General features: G+C 65.0%; 15 protein-coding genes. 3 read left to right on the top strand and 12 right to left on the bottom strand.

Annotation, left to right across the window (positions count from 1 at the left end):
* Window positions 1-81: 81 nt before the first annotated feature.
* The 12 genes from eno to rnhB form a co-directional block, all read right to left on the bottom strand.
* Window positions 82-1,359: a phosphopyruvate hydratase gene (eno, locus tag G332_RS0110980; RefSeq protein ID WP_019627043.1), complete on the bottom strand. Its 1,278-nt coding sequence runs from the start codon at window positions 1,357-1,359 to the stop codon at window positions 82-84.
* Between the two features lie 95 nt (window positions 1,360-1,454).
* Window positions 1,455-2,300, bottom strand: coding sequence for a 3-deoxy-8-phosphooctulonate synthase (kdsA, locus tag G332_RS0110975; RefSeq protein ID WP_026340806.1), 846 nt, complete (start codon window positions 2,298-2,300; stop codon window positions 1,455-1,457).
* Window positions 2,301-2,365: 65 nt separating this feature from the next.
* Window positions 2,366-4,033, bottom strand: a complete 1,668-nt coding sequence (locus tag G332_RS0110970) for a CTP synthase (RefSeq protein WP_019627041.1) — start codon at window positions 4,031-4,033, stop codon at window positions 2,366-2,368.
* Window positions 4,034-4,178: 145 nt separating this feature from the next.
* Entirely contained in the window at window positions 4,179-5,825 is a 1,647-nt protein-coding gene (locus G332_RS0110965; protein ID WP_026340805.1) for a PP2C family protein-serine/threonine phosphatase, read from the bottom strand.
* A complete protein-coding gene (locus G332_RS0110960; protein ID WP_019627039.1) occupies window positions 5,825-6,694 on the bottom strand; it encodes a diguanylate cyclase in 870 nt (289 codons plus the stop codon). The genes G332_RS0110965 and G332_RS0110960 overlap by 1 nt, the downstream gene beginning before the upstream one ends.
* Complete coding sequence (locus G332_RS0110955; RefSeq protein ID WP_019627038.1) at window positions 6,691-7,083, bottom strand: DUF1987 domain-containing protein; 393 nt, start codon at window positions 7,081-7,083, stop codon at window positions 6,691-6,693. The genes G332_RS0110960 and G332_RS0110955 overlap by 4 nt, the downstream gene beginning before the upstream one ends.
* Window positions 7,083-7,676: a SiaB family protein kinase gene (locus tag G332_RS0110950; protein ID WP_026340803.1), complete on the bottom strand. Its 594-nt coding sequence runs from the start codon at window positions 7,674-7,676 to the stop codon at window positions 7,083-7,085. The genes G332_RS0110955 and G332_RS0110950 overlap by 1 nt, the downstream gene beginning before the upstream one ends.
* Complete coding sequence (locus G332_RS0110945) at window positions 7,669-8,394, bottom strand: ABC transporter substrate-binding protein (RefSeq protein WP_026340802.1); 726 nt, start codon at window positions 8,392-8,394, stop codon at window positions 7,669-7,671. The genes G332_RS0110950 and G332_RS0110945 overlap by 8 nt, the downstream gene beginning before the upstream one ends.
* Before the next feature lie 439 nt (window positions 8,395-8,833).
* Window positions 8,834-10,123, bottom strand: coding sequence for a tRNA lysidine(34) synthetase TilS (gene tilS, locus G332_RS0110940; RefSeq protein ID WP_019627035.1), 1,290 nt, complete (start codon window positions 10,121-10,123; stop codon window positions 8,834-8,836).
* Window positions 10,124-10,133: 10 nt separating this feature from the next.
* A complete protein-coding gene (locus G332_RS0110935) occupies window positions 10,134-11,099 on the bottom strand; it encodes an acetyl-CoA carboxylase carboxyltransferase subunit alpha (RefSeq protein ID WP_019627034.1) in 966 nt (321 codons plus the stop codon).
* Window positions 11,100-11,378: 279 nt separating this feature from the next.
* A complete protein-coding gene (gene dnaE, locus G332_RS0110930) occupies window positions 11,379-14,852 on the bottom strand; it encodes a DNA polymerase III subunit alpha (protein ID WP_019627033.1) in 3,474 nt (1,157 codons plus the stop codon).
* A complete protein-coding gene (gene rnhB, locus G332_RS0110925; protein ID WP_026340800.1) occupies window positions 14,849-15,457 on the bottom strand; it encodes a ribonuclease HII in 609 nt (202 codons plus the stop codon). Before rnhB ends, dnaE begins: the two co-directional genes overlap by 4 nt.
* A 119-nt stretch (window positions 15,458-15,576) precedes the next feature.
* Between rnhB and G332_RS0110920 the strand changes: the two genes are divergently transcribed.
* The 3 genes from G332_RS0110920 to lpxB are packed head-to-tail and all read left to right on the top strand — an operon-like array spanning window position 15,577 to window position 18,909.
* Window positions 15,577-16,590, top strand: coding sequence for a Gfo/Idh/MocA family protein (locus tag G332_RS0110920; protein WP_019627031.1), 1,014 nt, complete (start codon window positions 15,577-15,579; stop codon window positions 16,588-16,590).
* The gene (locus tag G332_RS0110915; protein ID WP_019627030.1) at window positions 16,587-17,684 is read left to right on the top strand and encodes a DegT/DnrJ/EryC1/StrS aminotransferase family protein; all 1,098 of its coding nucleotides are present in this window, start codon (window positions 16,587-16,589) and stop codon (window positions 17,682-17,684) included. The genes G332_RS0110920 and G332_RS0110915 overlap by 4 nt, the downstream gene beginning before the upstream one ends.
* A gap of 43 nt (window positions 17,685-17,727) precedes the next feature.
* Window positions 17,728-18,909: a lipid-A-disaccharide synthase gene (gene lpxB, locus G332_RS0110910; protein ID WP_019627029.1), complete on the top strand. Its 1,182-nt coding sequence runs from the start codon at window positions 17,728-17,730 to the stop codon at window positions 18,907-18,909.
* The last annotated feature ends 2 nt before the right edge of the window (window positions 18,910-18,911 follow it).

Raw genomic sequence — 18,911 nt, 5'->3', positions numbered from 1 at the left:
CTACGAGTCCGCAGCCTGCGGGAACAGGAGCCCGCCCGAAGACCCCTGGCACCGCATCTCCAGAGACCGCCGCGCGCGCCGTTAACGGCCGAACGTGAACGCCGACATACCCGGATAGGTCGCACGCGAACCCAGGTGCTCCTCGATCCGGATCAACTGGTTGTACTTGGCCACCCGGTCGGAGCGCGACAGGGAACCGGTCTTGATCTGACCGGAACGGGTCGCCACCGCGAGATCGGCGATGGTGACGTCTTCCGTCTCGCCGGATCGGTGCGAGATCACCGCAGTGTAGTTTGCCTGGCGCGCCAGCTCGATGGCCTCCAGCGTCTCGGTCACGGTGCCGATCTGATTCAGCTTGATCAGGATGGAGTTGGCGACGTTCTTGTCGATCCCTTCCTGCAGGATGCGGGTGTTGGTCACGAACAGGTCATCCCCCACCAGCTGCACGCGGCCACCCAGGCGGTCGGTCAGGGTCTTCCAGCCGTCCCAGTCGTCCTCGGCCATTCCGTCCTCGATGGTCAGGATCGGATACTGATCCACCCAGTGCGCCAGATAGTCGGAGAACTCGTCGGCGGTGAAGGCCTTGCCCTCGGAGTCGAGGTGATAGCGCCCATCGCGATAGAACTCGGAGCTGGCACAGTCCAGCCCGATCCAGATATCCTCGCCCGCCTTGAAACCGGCATTGTGGATGGCCTCAAGAATGACCTCGATGGCAGCGGCGTTGGACGGCAGGTCGGGGGCGAAACCACCCTCGTCACCCACTGCCGTGGCCAGCCCGCGCTTGGCCAGCACCTTCTTCAGGGCGTGAAAGACCTCGGCGCCGTAGCGCACGGCCTCACGCACTGAATTTGCCCCTACCGGCAGGATCATGAACTCCTGCATATCCACGCTGTTGTCCGCGTGGGCGCCGCCATTGATGATGTTCATCATCGGCACCGGCAGCAACGTGGCATCCGCGCCCCCCAGGGTCTCGAACAGGGGCTGTTCACGGTCCGCCGCCAGTGCATGCGAGGTCGCCATGGAGACGGCCAGCAGCGCGTTGGCGCCCAGACGCGACTTGTTCTCGGTTCCGTCCAGTTCCAGCATGCGCCGGTCCACTGCGGTCTGGTCGAGCTCCATGCCACGCAGGGCGTCGCGGATCTCGCCATTGACGTGGCCCACGGCCTTCAGAACGCCCTTGCCGCCATAGCGCGGGTCGTCATCGCGCAGCTCCAGGGCCTCACGCGCGCCGGTCGACGCACCGGACGGAACCGCGGCCCGACCCATGGCGCCGGAATCCAGGACAACATCGGCCTCTACGGTCGGGTTGCCACGCGAATCAATGATTTCGCGGGCCGTAATCTCCGCAATCTGGGACATGCCTCTCTCCTTGAAAATACCCGCCCGGACCGGTCCGCCCGGGACGCTTTATCGAATTCGTTGGTCCAACGCTGCGCAGCCCGGAACGGCGCGCATCATTCGCCCAGCCCGTATTCCGCCTCCGCGAATGGCCGCGCCTTGGTAGCCACGTCCAGCTCCTTCAGCGTGGCGAGCAAATCGGCCATCTTCGGCAGCGGCCAGGCGTTCGGGCCGTCGGACAGGGCGCGCTCCGGGTCCGGATGGGTCTCCATGAAAACGCCCGACACGCCAGCCGCGATGGCCGCTCGGGCCAGAACCGGGACGTACTCGCGCTGGCCGCCGGAACAGGCGCCCTGCCCGCCCGGCTGCTGCACCGAGTGGGTCGCGTCGAAGACCACCGGGCAACCGGTCTGGCGCATCTGGGCCAGACCGCGCATATCCGAAATCAGGGTGTTGTATCCGAACGAAACCCCGCGCTCGCAGACCATGATCTGGTCATTGCCGGCCTCGCGGGCCTTGTCGACAACATTGCCCATGTCCCATGGTGCGAGGAACTGGCCCTTCTTGATATTGACCGGCCGCCCCTGACGCGCCACGTTCTGGATGAAATTGGTCTGACGACAGAGAAAAGCGGGTGTCTGCAGCACATCGACTACCGCGGCCACCTCGTCCAGTGCCGTGTCCTCGTGCACATCGGTCAGCACCGGCACCCCGATTTCCGACTTCACCTTGTCGAGGATGCGCAGTCCCTCCGCCATGCCCAGTCCGCGGAAGCTGCGGGTAGAGGAACGATTGGCCTTGTCGAAGGACGACTTGTAGATCAACGGGATACCCAGGTCATCCGCGATGGTCTTGAGGGCCGTCGCAGTCTCCAGCGCCATTGCCTCCGACTCGATGACACAAGGTCCGGCAATCAGGAAAAAGGGCCGATCAAGTCCGATTTCAAATCCGCAAAGCTGCATGTTCTGTCCTGTCCTGCAGCCCCGGCCGTTCGCCGGCCAGGCGCTGCTACGTCGGTCGCCCCGGCCTATTCCGCCAGGGCCGAGGTGGTCTTCTGCTCACGGCTGTCCTGGAACTGCCGTGCCGCGCGAACGAATCCGGTAAAAAGCGGGTGGCCGTCACGCGGGGTGGAGGTAAATTCCGGGTGGAACTGGCAACCCACAAACCAGGGGTGCCCGTCCAGCTCGACGGCCTCTACCAGTTCGCCGGACTCCGACACGCCGGAGATGCGCAGCCCGGCGGCCTCCAGGCGTTCGCGGTAGGCGTTGTTGAATTCGAAGCGATGGCGGTGGCGTTCCTGGACCGTCTCCTGCCCGTACGCCTCGGCAATTCGAGAACCCGGCGCCAACCGCGCGCTCTGCGCTCCCAGACGCATGGTTCCGCCAAGGTCGCTTGCAGCGTCACGGCGCTCGATTCGGCCCTCCTGGTCCTGCCATTCGGTGATCAGCGCAATCACCGGGTGCGGGGTATCCGGCGCGAATTCAGTGCTGTGCGCACCTTCGAGCCCGGCGATATCACGGGCAAACTCGATCACCGCCACCTGCATACCGAGGCAGATGCCCAGGTAAGGCACATTCTGATCACGGGCATAGCGCACGGCCGCAATCTTGCCCTCCACACCGCGTTCGCCAAAGCCGCCCGGTACCAGGATCGCATCGAGGCCCGCCAGCTCACTGGCGGCCTCGCCCTCCGCACCCTCCAGCTTCTCCGAGTCCAGATAGCGGATCCGCACGCGGGTACCCACCTGGATACCGGCATGGGTCAGCGCCTCATTCACCGACTTGTAGGATTCGGTCAGATCGACGTACTTGCCGATCATGCCCACGGTGATCTCCGACTCGGGGAACTCCATGGCATTGACCACGTGTTTCCAGTCGGCAAGATCCGCCTGCGGCGCCTCGATATGCAGCTTGCGCAGTACGATCTCGTCGAGCTTCTGCGAATGCAGCCACAGCGGGATCTTGTAGATGTTGTCCACATCCACCGCGGAGATGACCGCCTTCTCCTCGACGTTGGTAAACAGGGCGATCTTGCGGCGCTCGCCCTCGGGGATCGCCTGCGTGGAACGGCACAGCAGGATATCCGGCTGGATGCCGATGGAGCGCAGCTCCTTGACCGAGTGCTGGGTCGGCTTGGTCTTGATCTCGCCGGCCGCCTCGATGAACGGAACCAGGGTCAAGTGCATGAACAGGGCGTTTTCGCGGCCCAGCTCCACGCCCATCTGCCGGATCGCCTCCAGAAACGGAAGCGATTCGATGTCACCGACAGTGCCGCCAATCTCGATCAGTGCGATATCGGCATCCCCTGCACCTGCGTGGATCGACCGCTTGATCTCGTCGGTGATATGCGGAATCACCTGCACGGTGCCGCCAAGGTAGTCGCCGCGCCGCTCCTTGCGGATCACGTTTTCGTAGATCTGACCCGTGGTGAAATTATTGCGGCGCTTCGTACGTATCCGCACAAAACGTTCGTAGTGGCCCAGGTCCAGGTCGGTCTCCGCGCCATCGTCCGTGACGAAGACCTCGCCATGCTGAAACGGGCTCATCGTGCCCGGGTCCACGTTGATGTAGGGGTCCAGCTTGAGCAACGTCACCTTGAGGCCGCGAGCCTCCAGGATCGCGCCCAGCGAGGCGGATGCAATGCCTTTGCCCAGAGACGAGACCACGCCTCCGGTAATAAAAACAAAACGCGTCATGCGGGAAACCTGGCTGCGACTGACCGGCACCTGACCCGGGCTTGCGCAAGGCGCGCTGCGAGTCGGCGGAAAACGCCCGAGAGAGTACCAGAGCGCCCGCCCCCGCTCAATCGCAGGACGGGCCTAACGCCTGTTTTTCAACTGGCTACTGCCTCGCCAGCGGCCGGAACGCAACCAGCGTCATGTCGTCGCGGCGCGGTTCACCGTCCCGGTGGTCCTCCAGCTCGCGCACCAGCGCATCAATCTTGGCCGACAGGTCGCGACCGCTCTTGTCCGCCAACACGCGCCGCAAGCGCCGACGTCCGAACAACCGGGGCGGTTCGCCACCTACATGGTCATGCACGCCATCGGTGATCAGGAAAAACTCCATCCCCGGCTCCACGGCGATCTCGTGGTCCGCAGGCTGGGCCGGCTCCAGGCTTCGATACCCCAGCCCGCCTCGAACACCGCGGATCTCCTCGACCTCGCCATCCTGATCCAGGATCAAGGGCAGCCCGACCCCGGCGTACAGCAGTTTGTGCTTCTCCGGCTGATAGACACACACGGCGGCCTCGAGACCATCGTCGGAGTCCGAATCCTGACCGTCCTGACGCAGGCGCGAACGCACCAGGCGATCCATCTCGCGCAGGATCGCGGCCGGTTCCAGCAACCGATGTTCGTGCAGGATGCGGTCCAGGGCAGACGCCACCACCATCGTAATGAATGCCCCCGGGACACCATGCCCGGTGCAGTCCGTCACCACCAGGACGCTGTGACCTTCGATGGATTCGACCCAGAAGTAATCCCCCCCGACCAGATGCAGCGGTTCCCAGAAGATCTGCACCTCATCCATGTGGGCATCCAGGGCATGCTTGTCCGGCAACATTGCCGTCTGGATACGGCGCGCGTAGCGGATACTCTCGACCACCAGCCGATTGCTGCGCTCGAGTTCGCGACTGGCCTCGTCCACCTGCGCCATGGCCCTCTCGGTCTCGGCCTTCTCCTGCTCCAGCTGACGGGTGCGCTCCTCGACGCGTTGTTCGAGTTCCGCATTCAGTGCCTTCAGTTCAGCGCGTGCTCCGTCACGTGCATCCAGACCTTCCTGAAAGGCCCGCAACAGGCGATCGAGTGACCGTCCCAGGGCGCCCAGTTCGTCGTTCTCGTGGTGCCCCAGGCGCGGCATCGGCCACTGCGCTGGCTGGTTCGGGTCCGTGTCTGCCACTGCACGCGAAATGTGCAGCATCGGGCGCAGCATCAGGATGTAAAACAGCAAGACCACGACCACGGAGACCGTCACCGCCTGGGTCACGCTGGTGATGACCCCGGTCTGCAACCGCCCGACGAAGACCCGAGCCAGCACCTCCGGGTCGAGTTCCACACGCAGCTGCCCTACCCCCTGCACATTGCCCCGGACCCCGGGGTGGGTCAGTTCGCGCTCATGCACCTGCAGGTCGCCAAACAGCCAGAGCGTCCAGTCCGCTGCCTTGCCCTCGCCTTCGCGCGTGTCTTCCGCGAGGGTGTTTCCGAAGTCGTCGAGGATCTCCACCCGCCGGATTTCATCGAACACCAGAAGCCCCTGCACGATCGAGTCAGCCTGGTTCTCGCTCAACTGGAAGGCGGCCTCCGCCGCCGGGGGATCAACGAGCCGCTGCAACCGGTCCATCTGTTCCGAGGTCTCGGCACGATAGGCCGTCCAGTCGGACGCAATCACGTAAGCGCTGCTCAGGAGACTCAAGGCCAGAGCTGCCAGAAGCGTGGCGAGGGCCAGCTTCGCGACCAGACTGCGTGTGCGTCGGCGGGTGCCGACCGTCATCACCCGCACTGGCCGTGCATTTGCACGATGACGCGATTGCGGCCTTCATTCTTGGCGCGATAAAGAAGATCGTCGGCGAGGGCGACCAGTTCACCGGCATCCGGCCACGGATCGGTCGTAACCACCAGCCCGATGGAGACCGCGAGCGAGAGCTGATCGCCTTTCCAGTCCAGCGAGGCCCGCTCCACCGCACAGCGGATGCGCTCCGCCAGGGCAAAGGCCTCCGCGCTGTTCAGGTCAGCCGCGACCACGAGGAACTCCTCACCCCCCATGCGGCCGGCATATTGCTCCGCACCCAGCTCGCGCCCCAGGATTTCGGCGAAGCTCTCGAGGGCAAAATCGCCGGCGGCATGGCCATGGGTGTCATTCAGGGCCTTGAAGTCGTCCAGATCCAGCATCATCACGGCCAGTGAGTGCGACTGCTCACCAATGCTCTCGGCCATGCCCTCGACACAATCCATCACGCGACGGCGCGAGAACAACCCGGTCAGGGCATCTTCCAGCGCCAGCCGCTCCAGTTCCGCCGTCAGCCGCTCGCGTTCGCGCACTTCGTCGGACAGCGCGTTATTCAACTGCGCCAGGTGTTCCGCCTGCTCCCGCAACTGCCGGTTCGCGTCCTGAAGATCCGCCTGCATGCGGTCGCTCATGCGCATCATGCGACGCTGGGCCCGGTAACTTTCCGAGTAGGCCTTGGCCAGCACCTTGACCCCGTCCGCAACTGCGTCAAGGGCCTCCAGCATCTGTTCGGATCGCCGCATGACCGCTTTTTCCTGTTCGAACAGGGAAAAGTCGGCCAGACTTTCGACGTCCTGGCCCGGCTTCGCGCCCTGGAACGGCTCCTTCGGATTGTCGCGGGAACGAGCGTTCATGACTGTGGACACATCCGGTATTCAGCGTGGACAAAATCCTCGGAAAAGTCCTCTCCGAATTCTTCCATGGTCTCGTCATCGACGTGATAACACCAGTTGATGCGCACCACTGCACCCGACTCTGCCGCATGTTCCAGGAGCTGGAACATGTTCATCAGGGCCTTCGCCGTTGAACTGTTGAAATAAATCATCTCGACGGTAAATTCCACCTCGTCGCTGACCTGGTCCTCCAGGGACTGCCGCAGCCCCAACGTGAGCGGGCCGTAGAAGCTGGCGGCATCCTCCGGGTACGACTCTCCCGCGAGTCGGTATTGTCCCGCTGCGAAATCGAAAAGAACGGCGGGGGTCCGGTCGGTGGCCTCGTGCTGGATCGACTCAACCACTGCCATCAGATATAGGCCTTGAGAACGAAATAGGATTGCACATCGGAGATGTCCTGAAAATCGAACTGGATCGGCTCGCTGGCGCGCCGCGCAATCTCGATCAGACCGATACTGCCGCCCTTGCTGCCTTCTTCCGACGGCTCCCGCAGTTTTTCCTTGTAGAAGCGCCGCAGCTCGGCGTTATCCATCGCGGCCAGCTCACGCAGCCGCGCGGCCAGCACGGCCGCATCGTCACGTCCAACCACGTTGCCACAGACCACGAAGAAACGGCCATTGTCGGAGCCCACCGTAATCATCCCCGAACTCAACTCCACCGGGGGTTCGGCGTCGTGTTCAATGCGTTCCGCAGAATAGCGGATGATGTTCTGCACCTGCTCCACAAACACCGAAAACACGCGATTGACGGTCTTGTTATCCGTCGATTCCAGCCGGATTTTCTGACGCAGCGCATCGCCCAGGGCTTTCAGTATCCCTTCGGAGATGTATCCGGTAAACGAGAAGATAATGCCACGCCGCGCCATGTTGCGCTGAAAGCCCAGCACCTCCTCGGCCATCAGAGCCGACGCATCCTTTTGTACCCTGGCCGCTGCCTCACTCATGCGCTTCACCATTGCTATCCAGCACCTCCCGAACGATCGCCGCGTGCCGTCCATCGGACCGCATGGCGTCCAGCTCTTCCTGCATTCGGTCCAGCAGGGTACGGTCCGTCTCCGGGTGACAGGCCAGCGACATCACCGTGTCATGGAACGCGAACAGCGAACGCAGCTCCCCGACTCCCTCCTGCCGCGCGTACCAGGGCGCAAGATATTCGCCGCTCACCCAGACATCGATCCGGTCCGCAGCAAGCTTGCGCGCGTTCAGACGATCGTCCGGGGCCACGTCGACGGCGATGCCCCGATCTTGCAGGAACAGCGTCACCGCATCGTCGCGCTGCCCCCCTACACGGTAATGCTGGAGCGCCTCCAGCGAATCGGCGTCCACGTCGGAGCCCTCGAGCGCAAACGCGTGCCACTGATTGGCCACCAGCGGACCCACCCAGGCGAACCGATCCTCGCGCTCGGCGGTGCGCGTGGTGGAAAAGACACAGGTGCCGGCTTGCGCCCGAGCCTCGGCATGCGCCCGTCGCCATGGCAACATGCGGATATCCGCCTCCACCTCCGCAGCCTCCAGCAGCGCATCCAGCACGCGCACGGAGATCCCGTCCAGCTCGCCGGATTCGGCCTGAAAGTTGAAAGGCGGATAGCTTGCGGTTGTCAGAACCAGCGAGTCTGCCGCCACAGGAGCAGCCGCGAGAAGACCGGCTGCCAGCCATCCGATACCGCTCCGTTCGATCTGTGTCGTGATTCCTTTCACGTACCCCTGACCCGGAAAACGATCAACACGCCCCAAGAATCGCCGCATCCTGCGTGTCCGTCAAATCCGGGGGTTTAGGACACGCTGATTGAATCGCACGTCCGCGTGGGTGCCCCCCAGTTTTTGGAGACAAGCGTTCCGAGACAAGGCGCGTCGTGCAGCGGGTATGGTTCTACCCGCCCGTTTCTGATGGATTCGGGGCGCAACGCAGGCTCGGGCCATATTCATTCAGAATCGGGGGGCACCAACCCCACAAGTTAGTGAAATAAGGGGATCGGCCACCCGTTGTTGATCAACAAACGGGCGCGGGAACGGCGTTGCGGTTCACCTGCAGCAGAATGACTGCACGGCCGTCACCGCGCATTAAACGCACGCAAAAGCGACTCGAGCGCGGACGCGCGATTCAATCAGCGTCTCCTTGACGGTCCCCGGCCAGAACGGTCTCCGGCCAGAGTACAGCCACCACCTCGCCGTTGGCCTGGCGCAGCAGCGGCACACGATCGCGCTCCCACGGCGGGATACCCCGCGCCTGAAAGAGCTTCTTGAGCGTCCGCCGGCCTGCCGCTGTCAGGACCTTCTCGCCGCCGCGACGGTAACTGACGGTGAGGGCCATATCGCGCTGCACGCCCAGCGCAGGAAGCATGTCACGATCCAGGCAACGCCCATCGGGCAACTGGCACTGCTGCTGTTCCGGGGGCCAGATCCGATCCGGGCGCAACGCGCCCCCCGCCTCCGCCGGCGCGCCCCGCCCGGCATACAACCGACCTTGATAACGCCGCATCCAGCCGTCGTCCCAAACGACCAGAGGGGATGTATCCACGCGGGCGCTCAACACCTGGCGCAGGAACTCGCGCAGGCGCTCGTGCCCCGGTGGTCGCACCCCCTGTTCGCGCAGCCACTGGCGCAGCAGGCCCCGCTGTTCACGGGCCTCCAGCGGGCGCAGTCGGTCGAGCTCCAGCCATGGTCGAGCGGTATCGCCCGACGCCGGCATGCGTGCGCGATCACAGGTGCGCAGTCGCTCCACCGCCTCCTGCTGCCACCCCGCGGCCCGCGCTAGCCCCGTGCGGCCGCCAAACCGTTCGCGCAACAGCGGCATCACCGAATGCCGCAGGAAGTTGCGGTCAAATCGCAGGTCCAGGTTACTGGGGTCGTCATACCAGTCGAGGCGCTCGCGCCGCGCATAATCCACCAGGGCGGTCTGCGGCAAATACAGCAATGGCCGACCCAGCCAGGTCGCGCCCTCGCGGCGCAAGGGGCGCATGCCCTGCAGCCCGTCCGGGCCACTGCCCCTCAACGCCGCCAGCAGGAAGGTCTCGGCCTGGTCGTCGGCATGCTGCGCGGTCAGGATCAGGTCACCGGCGCCGAGCCCGGCGCGCAACTGCGCATAGCGTGCCGTTCGTGCCGCCGCCTCCAGACCGCTGTCTGCCGTATTCAGCGGTTCCAGTTCCCGCAACTCGAACGGGCAGCCCAGTGCGCGGGCGACGGTCGCACAATGCTCTGCCTGAAGTGAGGCGTCGGACCGCAGTCGATGGTCCACGTGCATGGCCTCCAGCCCCGCGAGTCCAAGCCGGACCGCGGCGTGCAGCAGTACGCACGAATCGAGCCCTCCACTGAAGGCGATACGGACCCGGCGCGGGCCCGAAAAAGGTTCCAGAAACTCGCGGACTGCACCAACGACCGGGTCGTCCACCACCGCACGCGGGTCAGGAGGCGGCTTCCTGGAAAGCGCCGTAATCCATGAGCCGGCGGTAGCGCCGATCCAGACGCTTGCGCGGATCCAGGCCCTCAAGGCCATCCAGGGTGTCCAGCAAGGCCGTGCGCAGGCGCGCGGACATCATCTCGGGATCGCGATGGGCACCGCCAAGGGGCTCCGGCACGATCCGGTCGACCAGCCCGAGCTCCTTCAGCCGTTCCGAGGTAATGCCCAGCGCCTCGGCAGCATCCGCGGCCTTTTCCGCACTTTTCCAGAGGATCGAGGCACAACCCTCGGGCGAGATCACCGAGTAGGTCGAATATTGCAGCATCAGGGTGGCATCCCCGACGCCAATCGCGAGCGCGCCGCCAGAGCCCCCTTCGCCGATCACGGTGGCGATGATGGGCGTATCCAGTCGCGCCATGACCCGCAGGTTACGCGCGATGGCCTCGCTCTGGCCGCGCTCCTCGGCGCCAACCCCGGGGTAGGCACCCGGAGTATCAATGAAGGTGAGCACCGGCAGGCGGAAGCGTTCGGCGGTCTCCATCAGGCGCAGCGCCTTGCGATACCCCTCCGGGCGCGGCATCCCGAAGTTGCGATGGACCTTGTCCCGGGTCTGACGCCCCTTCTGATGACCGATCAACATGACCGGCCGGCCGTCGAGCCGCGCGATCCCGCCGACGATGGCCGGGTCGTCGCCGAAGGCTCGATCACCGTGCAGCTCTTCGAACTCATCGAACAGCTCGGGGATGTAATCCAGCGTGTAGGGACGCCGCGGATGACGCGAGATCTGAGCCACTTGCCAGGGGGTGAGCTGGGCAAAAATGCCCTCGGTCAACGAACGGCACTTGTCCTCCAGGCGTTGTAACTCTTCCTGGATATTGACCTCAGCATCGTCACCGACGTAGCGCAGATCATTGATCCTCGCCTCCAATTCGGCAATAGGCTGTTCAAAATCAAGAAAATCCGGATTCATGCAGAGCCCCGATGACTGAATGTGGATACCGGCGAAGACACGCGATTGTACCCAATTGCGACAGGCATCGCTGCGGTGCGCCCCGGCGCCGGTTCCAGGGCAACACCGCTTAAAGAGACGCGGATTGAACGCGAGGGACAACCGGACGCCCATTCTGCCAGGGCCGGTCCCGCGCCGTCATTGCGCCCGCTTTCGATCAAGAACGGGCCCGCAGAACCACAATGCACCCGGCCCCGGAAAACCTGAGGTGCCAACACGCGTGTGTGCAGTACTCACGGGCTAATGGCCGTACAGCACCCGCGCCTCGCAGTCCGGGCCAAGGGACTGCTGTATGGCCCGCAAAAGCTCCTCGTCAGGGCGGATGGTCCAGTCCTCGGGCAAGCTGATGTCGGCCTCCAGATCCTCGCGGCGATAACACATGTGGAGCCTGCAGCCCCCCTCACGATGGGCCTCCATCAGGCCGCGCAGGTGACTCACCTGCTCCGGAACCACACCTTCCAGGCACAGATGCAGTGCGCGCGCCCACTGCGCCCGTGCCTCATCCAGACTGTGTACCGCACGAGCCCGCATCCGAATGCCGCCCGCATAGTCGTCGAGGGTCACCGTCCCCTCCGCGACCAGCAGGGAATCCGGCTCCAGCAGGTCCTTGTAACGGGTCAGGTCATCGTTAAACAGCACCACCTCGGCTCGCCCACTGCGATCATCCAGCGTGACAAACCCCATGCGTCCGCTCTGAGTACTGCGCACCCGCACTCCGACAATCAGGCCGGCGATGCGCACCGTCTCCTGCTTGCCCCGCCACTTCTGGCCCTCACGCTCATCCGGACGCTCTTCCAGTCTTGCCTCCAGCGCCTGCAGCGTGGTGCCCGTCAGGCGCTGGAGTTCCGCGCGGTAGCGTTCCACCGGGTGGCCGGTCAGATAAAGACCCAGCGTGTCCTTTTCACCACGCAGGCGCTCGTCATCTTCCAGCTCCGGCAGTGCCTCGCTTTCCGGGATCACCGCTGCCGCCGGGTCCCCAAACAGATCGACCACCCCCAGGCTGGCGTTGCGCTCGGTCTGTTCCGCCGCCGCCACGGCCATCGGGATATCCTTCAGCAGGGTCGCGCGATTGACGCCGATCGCATCCAGGGCGCCAGCGCGCACCAGGGTCTCCAGCACCCGCTTGTTCAGCTTGCCAAGCTCTACCCGCTGGCACAGATCGACCAGCCCGTGAAAGGCCCCGCCATCCGCGCGGGCCCGCAGCAAGGTGTCGATGGCCGATTCGCCTACCCCCTTGATCGCACCGAGGCCGTACACCACCGTCTGGGCGTCCTGACAGGTAAAGCGGTAATCCGACTGATTAACGTCCGGGGGCCGCACCGCGAGCCCCATGTTGCGGCTTTCCTCGATCAACCCCACTACCTTGTCGGTGTTGTCCATATCGGCCGAGAGCACCGCGGCCATGAAAGGCGCGGGATAATGTGCCTTCAGCCAGGCGGTCTGGTAGGCCACGAGCGCATAGGCCGCAGAGTGCGATTTGTTGAAGCCGTAACCTGCGAACTTCTCCATCAGGTCGAAGATGTAGGTCGCGACCCCCTCGTCTACCCCGCGCCCGAGCGCACCCTTGAGGAAGATCGCCCGCTGTTTGGCCATCTCCTCGGGTTTTTTCTTGCCCATCGCGCGGCGCAGCAGATCCGCTCCACCGAGGGTGTAGTTGCCCAGCACCTGAGCAATCTGCATAACCTGCTCCTGATACAGGATCACGCCGTAGGTCGGCTGCAGGATCGGTTCCAGGTCCGGATGCGGGTACTCCACCTCCGCCCGCCCATGCTTGCGGTCGATGAAGTCATCCACCATGCCGGATTGCAGCGGACCCGGACGATACAGCGCCACAAGGGCGATGATCTCTTCGAAGCTGTCGGGCTGCAGGCGCTTGATCAGCTCCTTCATGCCCCCCGATTCGAGCTGGAATACCGCCGTCGTCCGGGCATCTTTCAGCAACTGGAAGGTCGCCGGATCATCCAGCGGGATCGCATCGAGATCGACCAGGGAGGAGGCGTCCATCTTGCGAACGTTCTGCACCGCCCAGTCAATGATGGTCAGGGTGCGCAGCCCGAGGAAATCGAACTTCACAAGCCCCACCGCTTCGACGTCGTCCTTGTCGAAGTGGGTCACCAGCGAGCCGCCGTCATCTTCGCAGTAAAGCGGCGAAAAGTCCGTCAGTGCCGAGGGCGCAATCACCACCCCACCCGCATGCTTGCCGGCATTGCGCGTCAGGCCCTCCAGCTTGCGGGCCAGATCGATGATTGCCCGGACCTCCTCGTCATCGTCGTAAAGCGATTTGAGCTCCTCGCTCTCGGTCAGGGCCTTCTCCAGGGTCATGCCCAGCTCGAACGGGATCAGCTTGGCGATCCGGTCCACGAAGCCATAGCCGTGCCCCAGGACCCGGCCAACATCGCGCACCACCGCCTTGGCCGCCATGGTGCCGTGGGTAATGATCTGCGAGACCTTGTCGCGGCCGTAGCGCTCGGCGACATAGTCGATTACGTCGTCGCGTTTCTCCATGCAGAAATCGACATCGAAGTCCGGCATGGAGACGCGCTCGGGATTCAGAAATCGCTCGAAAAGAAGCTCGTAACGCAATGGATCCAGATCAGTAATTCCCAGCGCATAGGCCACCAGCGACCCTGCACCGGAACCACGGCCCGGCCCCACCGGGATCGCGTTGTCCTTGGCCCACTGAATGAAGTCGGCCACGATCAGGAAGTATCCCGGGAATCCCATCTGGCAGATCACGTCCAGCTCGCGCTGTAGCCGCGCCTGGTAATCCTCCACCGGAGCGAAACAAAAACGTTCCAGTCGCGCCTCCAGTCCCTGAGCGGAGGTCACCCGCAGGTGATCCTCTACCGTCGAACCCTCGGGAACCGGGAAATCGGGAAGAACCGACTGCCCCAGCGTCAGACGGACGCTGCAGCGACGCGCGATGGCCACGCTGTTGGCCAGGGCCTCGGGGATATCCGCAAAGCGTTCCGCCATCTCCTCGGGCGAACGCAGGTACTGCGCCTCGGAATAGCGCCGCGGGCGCCGCGGGTCATCCAGCGTGACCCCGTCATGGATACACACACGCGCCTCGTGCGCCTCGAAATCCTCCGGACGCAGAAAACGCACATCGTTCGTGGCCACCACCGGCAACTCGAAGGCCTCGGCAGCCGCCAGGGCCTGCTCGATCCAGGCCTCCTCGCCCGGACGGTCACTGCGCACCAGCTCCAGGTAAAAGCGCCCGGGGAACCGCCGCATCCATGGCTCCAGATCCGCCGCCTGCAGGGCACGGGCCACACCCCGCCCGCTGACGAACAGCCCATCGATCCCCCCGGACAGCGCAATCAGGCCGTCGGCGGCGGCATCCAGCCAGGCACAGTCCACGCGCGGGATCCCCTTCTCCTGGCCTTCCTGCCAGGCACGCGAGATCAGGCGGGTCAGATTGCGGTAGCCGGGATCGTTCTGCGCCAGCAGCGTCATCCGCGCCAGGCTGCCATCGGCACGGGCATCGCGAACCAGTACATCGGCCCCGACAATGGGCTGGACTCCCTGTGCAATCGCCGCACGATAGAACTTGACCAGCCCGAACAGGTTGCAGTGATCGGTCACGGCGACCGCCGCCATGCCGGCCTCTGCCACGGACTTGACCAGCGGCTTCAGGCGCACCAGGCCATCCACCAGCGAATATTCCGAGTGCACCCGCAGGTGCACGAATTCCGATGTGGTATGGCTCATCGCCCGGTCACCGCATCCGCAGCGCCCAGGGCTCGGGCCACGGGCGCGAAGCTGCGTCGATGCTGGGGACAGGGTCCCAGGCGTGCCAGCACCTCGCGATGCGCAGGTGTGGGGTAACCCGCATGGCGGTCAAAACCGTACTCCGGGTAGACCGCGTGCAGCTCTTTCAGCCAGGCATCCCGCGCCACCTTCGCAATGATGGAGGCCGCGCTGATCGCAGGCACCGAACCATCCCCCCCGACGATCGCCTCCGCGCTCCACGGGCCTTCCGGGGCAAAACGACCGTCCACCAGCAGATGGGCAGGCGCGATCGCCAATCCCGCCACCGCGCGCTGCATCGCGAGCAGGGTTGCACGATGGATATTCAACTGATCGATCTCGGCGGCCTCGGCCCGTCCCAGCGACCACGCCAGGGCATCCGCCCGGATCTGCCGATCCAGGGCCTCGCGCTTGCGCACGCCAAGCTTTTTGGAATCTGCCAGGCCCGCGCCCGCATAGCCCTCCGGCAAGACCACGGCCGCAGCCACCACCGGACCGGCCAGCGGCCCGCGCCCCACTTCATCCACGCCGGCCACACACCGCTGGCCCGCCTCGATTCCGGACATGAATACCCCACAACGGTAAACTGCAGACAGTTCATCGCCCGCGACCATGCGCCGCGCCCGCGATCCGTTACAATAGCGCCGAAAATCCTAGCACACCGCCCCCGGACCCGAGCTTGCCCATGTCCCAAACCCCGTTACGCTGTGCCGCCGTCGGCGTCGGCCATCTCGGCAAATGGCATGCTGCCAAATACGCCGCTCTGCCGGACACCGAACTGGTGGCCGTGGTCGATGCCGATGCCAACACCGCCGGCCGCATTGCGGCGGAACACGGCTGTGCCGCCGAGACCGATCACCGCGCCCTGCTTGGCAAGGTCGATGCCGTATCCATCGCGGCGCCAACCACCCTGCACTTCGATATCGCCCGCGACTTCCTCGAGGCGGGATGCCATGTGCTGGTGGAAAAGCCGATTACCGCAACCCTGGAGCAGGCCGAGGCCCTGAACCGGATCGCCGAGGATCAGGGGGTAGTGCTGCAGGTCGGGCACCTCGAACGCTTCAATGCCGCCTTGCGACGCCTGACCGAGAGTCCGCTGCATCCGCGCTTCATCGAATCCCACCGGCTGGCACCGTACACCCCCCGCGCCACGGACGTCTCGGTGGTCCTGGATCTGATGATCCACGACATCGACATCATCCTGTCACTGGTGGACGCCCCGCTCGCGGACATCCGCGCCTCCGGCGCACGGGTCCTGACCGAGGACATCGACATCGCCAATGCGCGCCTCGAGTTTGCCGACGGCTGCGTCGCCAACGTGACCTCCAGCCGGGTCAGCACCAAGACCGAACGCCGCATGCGCATCTTCCAGTCGCATGCCTATGCGTCGGTGGACTTCCAGAACCGCATCCTGTCGCTGAACCACATCGGCGAGCCGGACCCCGCGACCGGGGCCCCGGCAATCCACCGCGACGAGAGCGTGTTCGACGCGGCCGATGCCCTGCTGGCCGAGATCCAGGCCTTCGTGGCCGCCGTGCGCGGCCAGGGCCCGGTCGTCGTCAGTGGCCGCGATGGTCAACGTGCCCTGGAAACGGCCAGCCGCATCACCGACCTGGTCTACGCAAACCTCAACATCATGAGCCGGGCCGACGGTCCACACAGCCCCCTCGACGCTACCCCGACAGGAGTCAAGCCGTGATCCCGATGGTCGACCTGCAGCGCCAGTACCAGACCCTGCGCCCCGAAATCGATGCCGCCTTACAGGACGTGCTCCAGGGGGCCCGTTTCATCCTTGGCCCCAACGTGCAATCCCTGGAACAGGAACTGGCCACGTATCTGGGCGTCGACCACGCGGTCACCTGCGCCTCCGGCACGGACGCCCTGCACCTGGCGCTGGCCGCAGCCGGCATTGGACCCGGCGACGAGGTCATCACCACCCCGTTCACCTTCATCGCCACCGCCGAGGCCATCCGCTATGTGGGCGCGGACCCGGTATTTGTCGACATCGAACCGCGCACCTTCAACATCGACCCGGATCAGGTCGAAGCGGCGATCACCGAACGCACCCGCGCGATCCTCCCCGTGCACCTGTTCGGGCAGCCGGCCGACATGCCCCGCCTCGAGGCGATCGCCAAGGCACACAAGCTGATGATCGTGGAGGACTGCGCCCAGTCCTTCGGCGCGACCGTAGATGGCGTGCAGACCGGCGCCGGCAATGCCTTCGGCTGCTTCTCGTTCTTCCCCAGCAAGAACCTCGGTGCGTTCGGGGACGGCGGCCTGGTAACCACCAGCTGCGCGGCCTCCGCCGAGGCCCTGCGTCGGCTGCGCAACCATGGCTCCAGCGAGCGTTACTATCACGACGAGATCGGCTACAACAGCCGCCTCGACGAGATGCAGGCGGCCATCCTGCGCGTAAAACTGCCGCACATCGACACCTACAATGCCGAGCGCCGCCGCGTCGCCGCCCGCTATCGCGACGGCCTCACCGGCCTGCCCGTCGAAGTGCCGTTCGAAGACGGCATCGGGGTGCACGTCTATCACCAGTACACCCTGCTCAGCGACCACCGCGATTCGATCATGCAGGCGCTGCAGGCGGCCGAAATCGCCAACGCGATCTACTATCCGGTCCCGCTGCACCAGCAGAAGGCATTTGCCGACCTCGACAAGCGTCCGGCCTCGCTGCCGGTCACCGAGTCGGTCGCGGCCCGCTGCCTGTCGTTGCCAATCTTCCCGGAACTCGAGGACGCCAGCATCGACAGGATCTGCAGCACCATCCGCGACGCCCTCGCGTGAACCCGCCGCTGCCCTCCCGATCGGCGACTCGCCACTGGTGGCGATGACCCGGCACATCGTCATCTGTGCCGGAGAAAGCTCCGGCGATGCGCTCGCGGCCGGCCTGGTGCATGAACTGACCCACCTCGAACCCGGCCTGCGCTACAGCGGCATGGGCGGCACGCATGTGCGGGCGGCCGGCGTGGAAACCCTGATCGACGTCGAAGAACTGGCCGTGGTCGGCCTGGTCGACGTCCTGGTGAACTATCCGCGCCTGCGCCGACTGTTCCGGCACATGTGTGCCCACCTGGATGCGACCCGCCCGGATCTGCTGATCCTGGTGGACTACGTCGAGTTCAACCTGCGCCTGGCGGCGCATGCCCGCCGTCTGGGCATCCGCGTCCTGTTCTATGTGAGTCCCCAGCTATGGGCCTGGCGCCCCGGACGCATCCGGCGGATTCAGCGCTGTGTCGATGCGATGGCGGTCCTGTTCCCCTTCGAAACCGAAATCTACCATCAGGCCGGGGTCCCGGTACGCTACGTCGGCAACCCCCTGGTCGACCGCGTGCAGCCCCCGAGGGTTACCATCCATGAACGCCTGGGACTCCCCGGCGATACCCGCCTCATCGGCCTCCTGCCGGGGAGCCGCAGCGGAGAACTCAAGCGGCACTGGCCGCTGCTGGTGGAAACCGTTCTGCGCCTGCGCCAGACCCACCCCGACGTCCAGTTCGTCGTCTCCCTGGCGCCCGGTGTGACTCGGGAACGTCTCACCGCACTGGCCGCCACAAAGGATCTGCGCCTGCACTTCGTGGGCGGGGATGCGGCCACCCATTCCCTGATGGCCGGTGCCGACCTGCTGCTGATCGCCTCCGGCACGGCCACCCTCGAGGCCGGGCTGCTGCGGGCACCGATGCTGGTGTTCTATCGCATGGGTGCGCTAAGCCACGCAGTATTCTCGCGGCTGGTCAGGCTCAAGGACATCGCCCTGGTCAATATCGTGGCCGGGTCGCGGGTGGTCCCGGAGTATCTGCAAAAGGACGCGCGGCCGGACCGTCTGGCCTGTGCGGCCGGCAACCTGCTGGATCAGCCACAGGAGCTCGAACGCATGCGCGAGCGGCTGGAACGTGTACGGGAACGGCTGGGTAGCGGAGGCGCCGACCGCCGCGTAGCGCAAATGGCGCAGGAACTGCTGCAGCACGGCCAATTACAAGACGGCGCAACCGCAGCACCCTCAAACCGGGACTGAGC

The organism is Thioalkalivibrio sp. ALJT (assembly GCF_000381825.1).
GTDB lineage: Bacteria > Pseudomonadota > Gammaproteobacteria > Ectothiorhodospirales > Ectothiorhodospiraceae > Thioalkalivibrio.
This window is presented reverse-complemented; position numbering and strand designations above follow the sequence as displayed.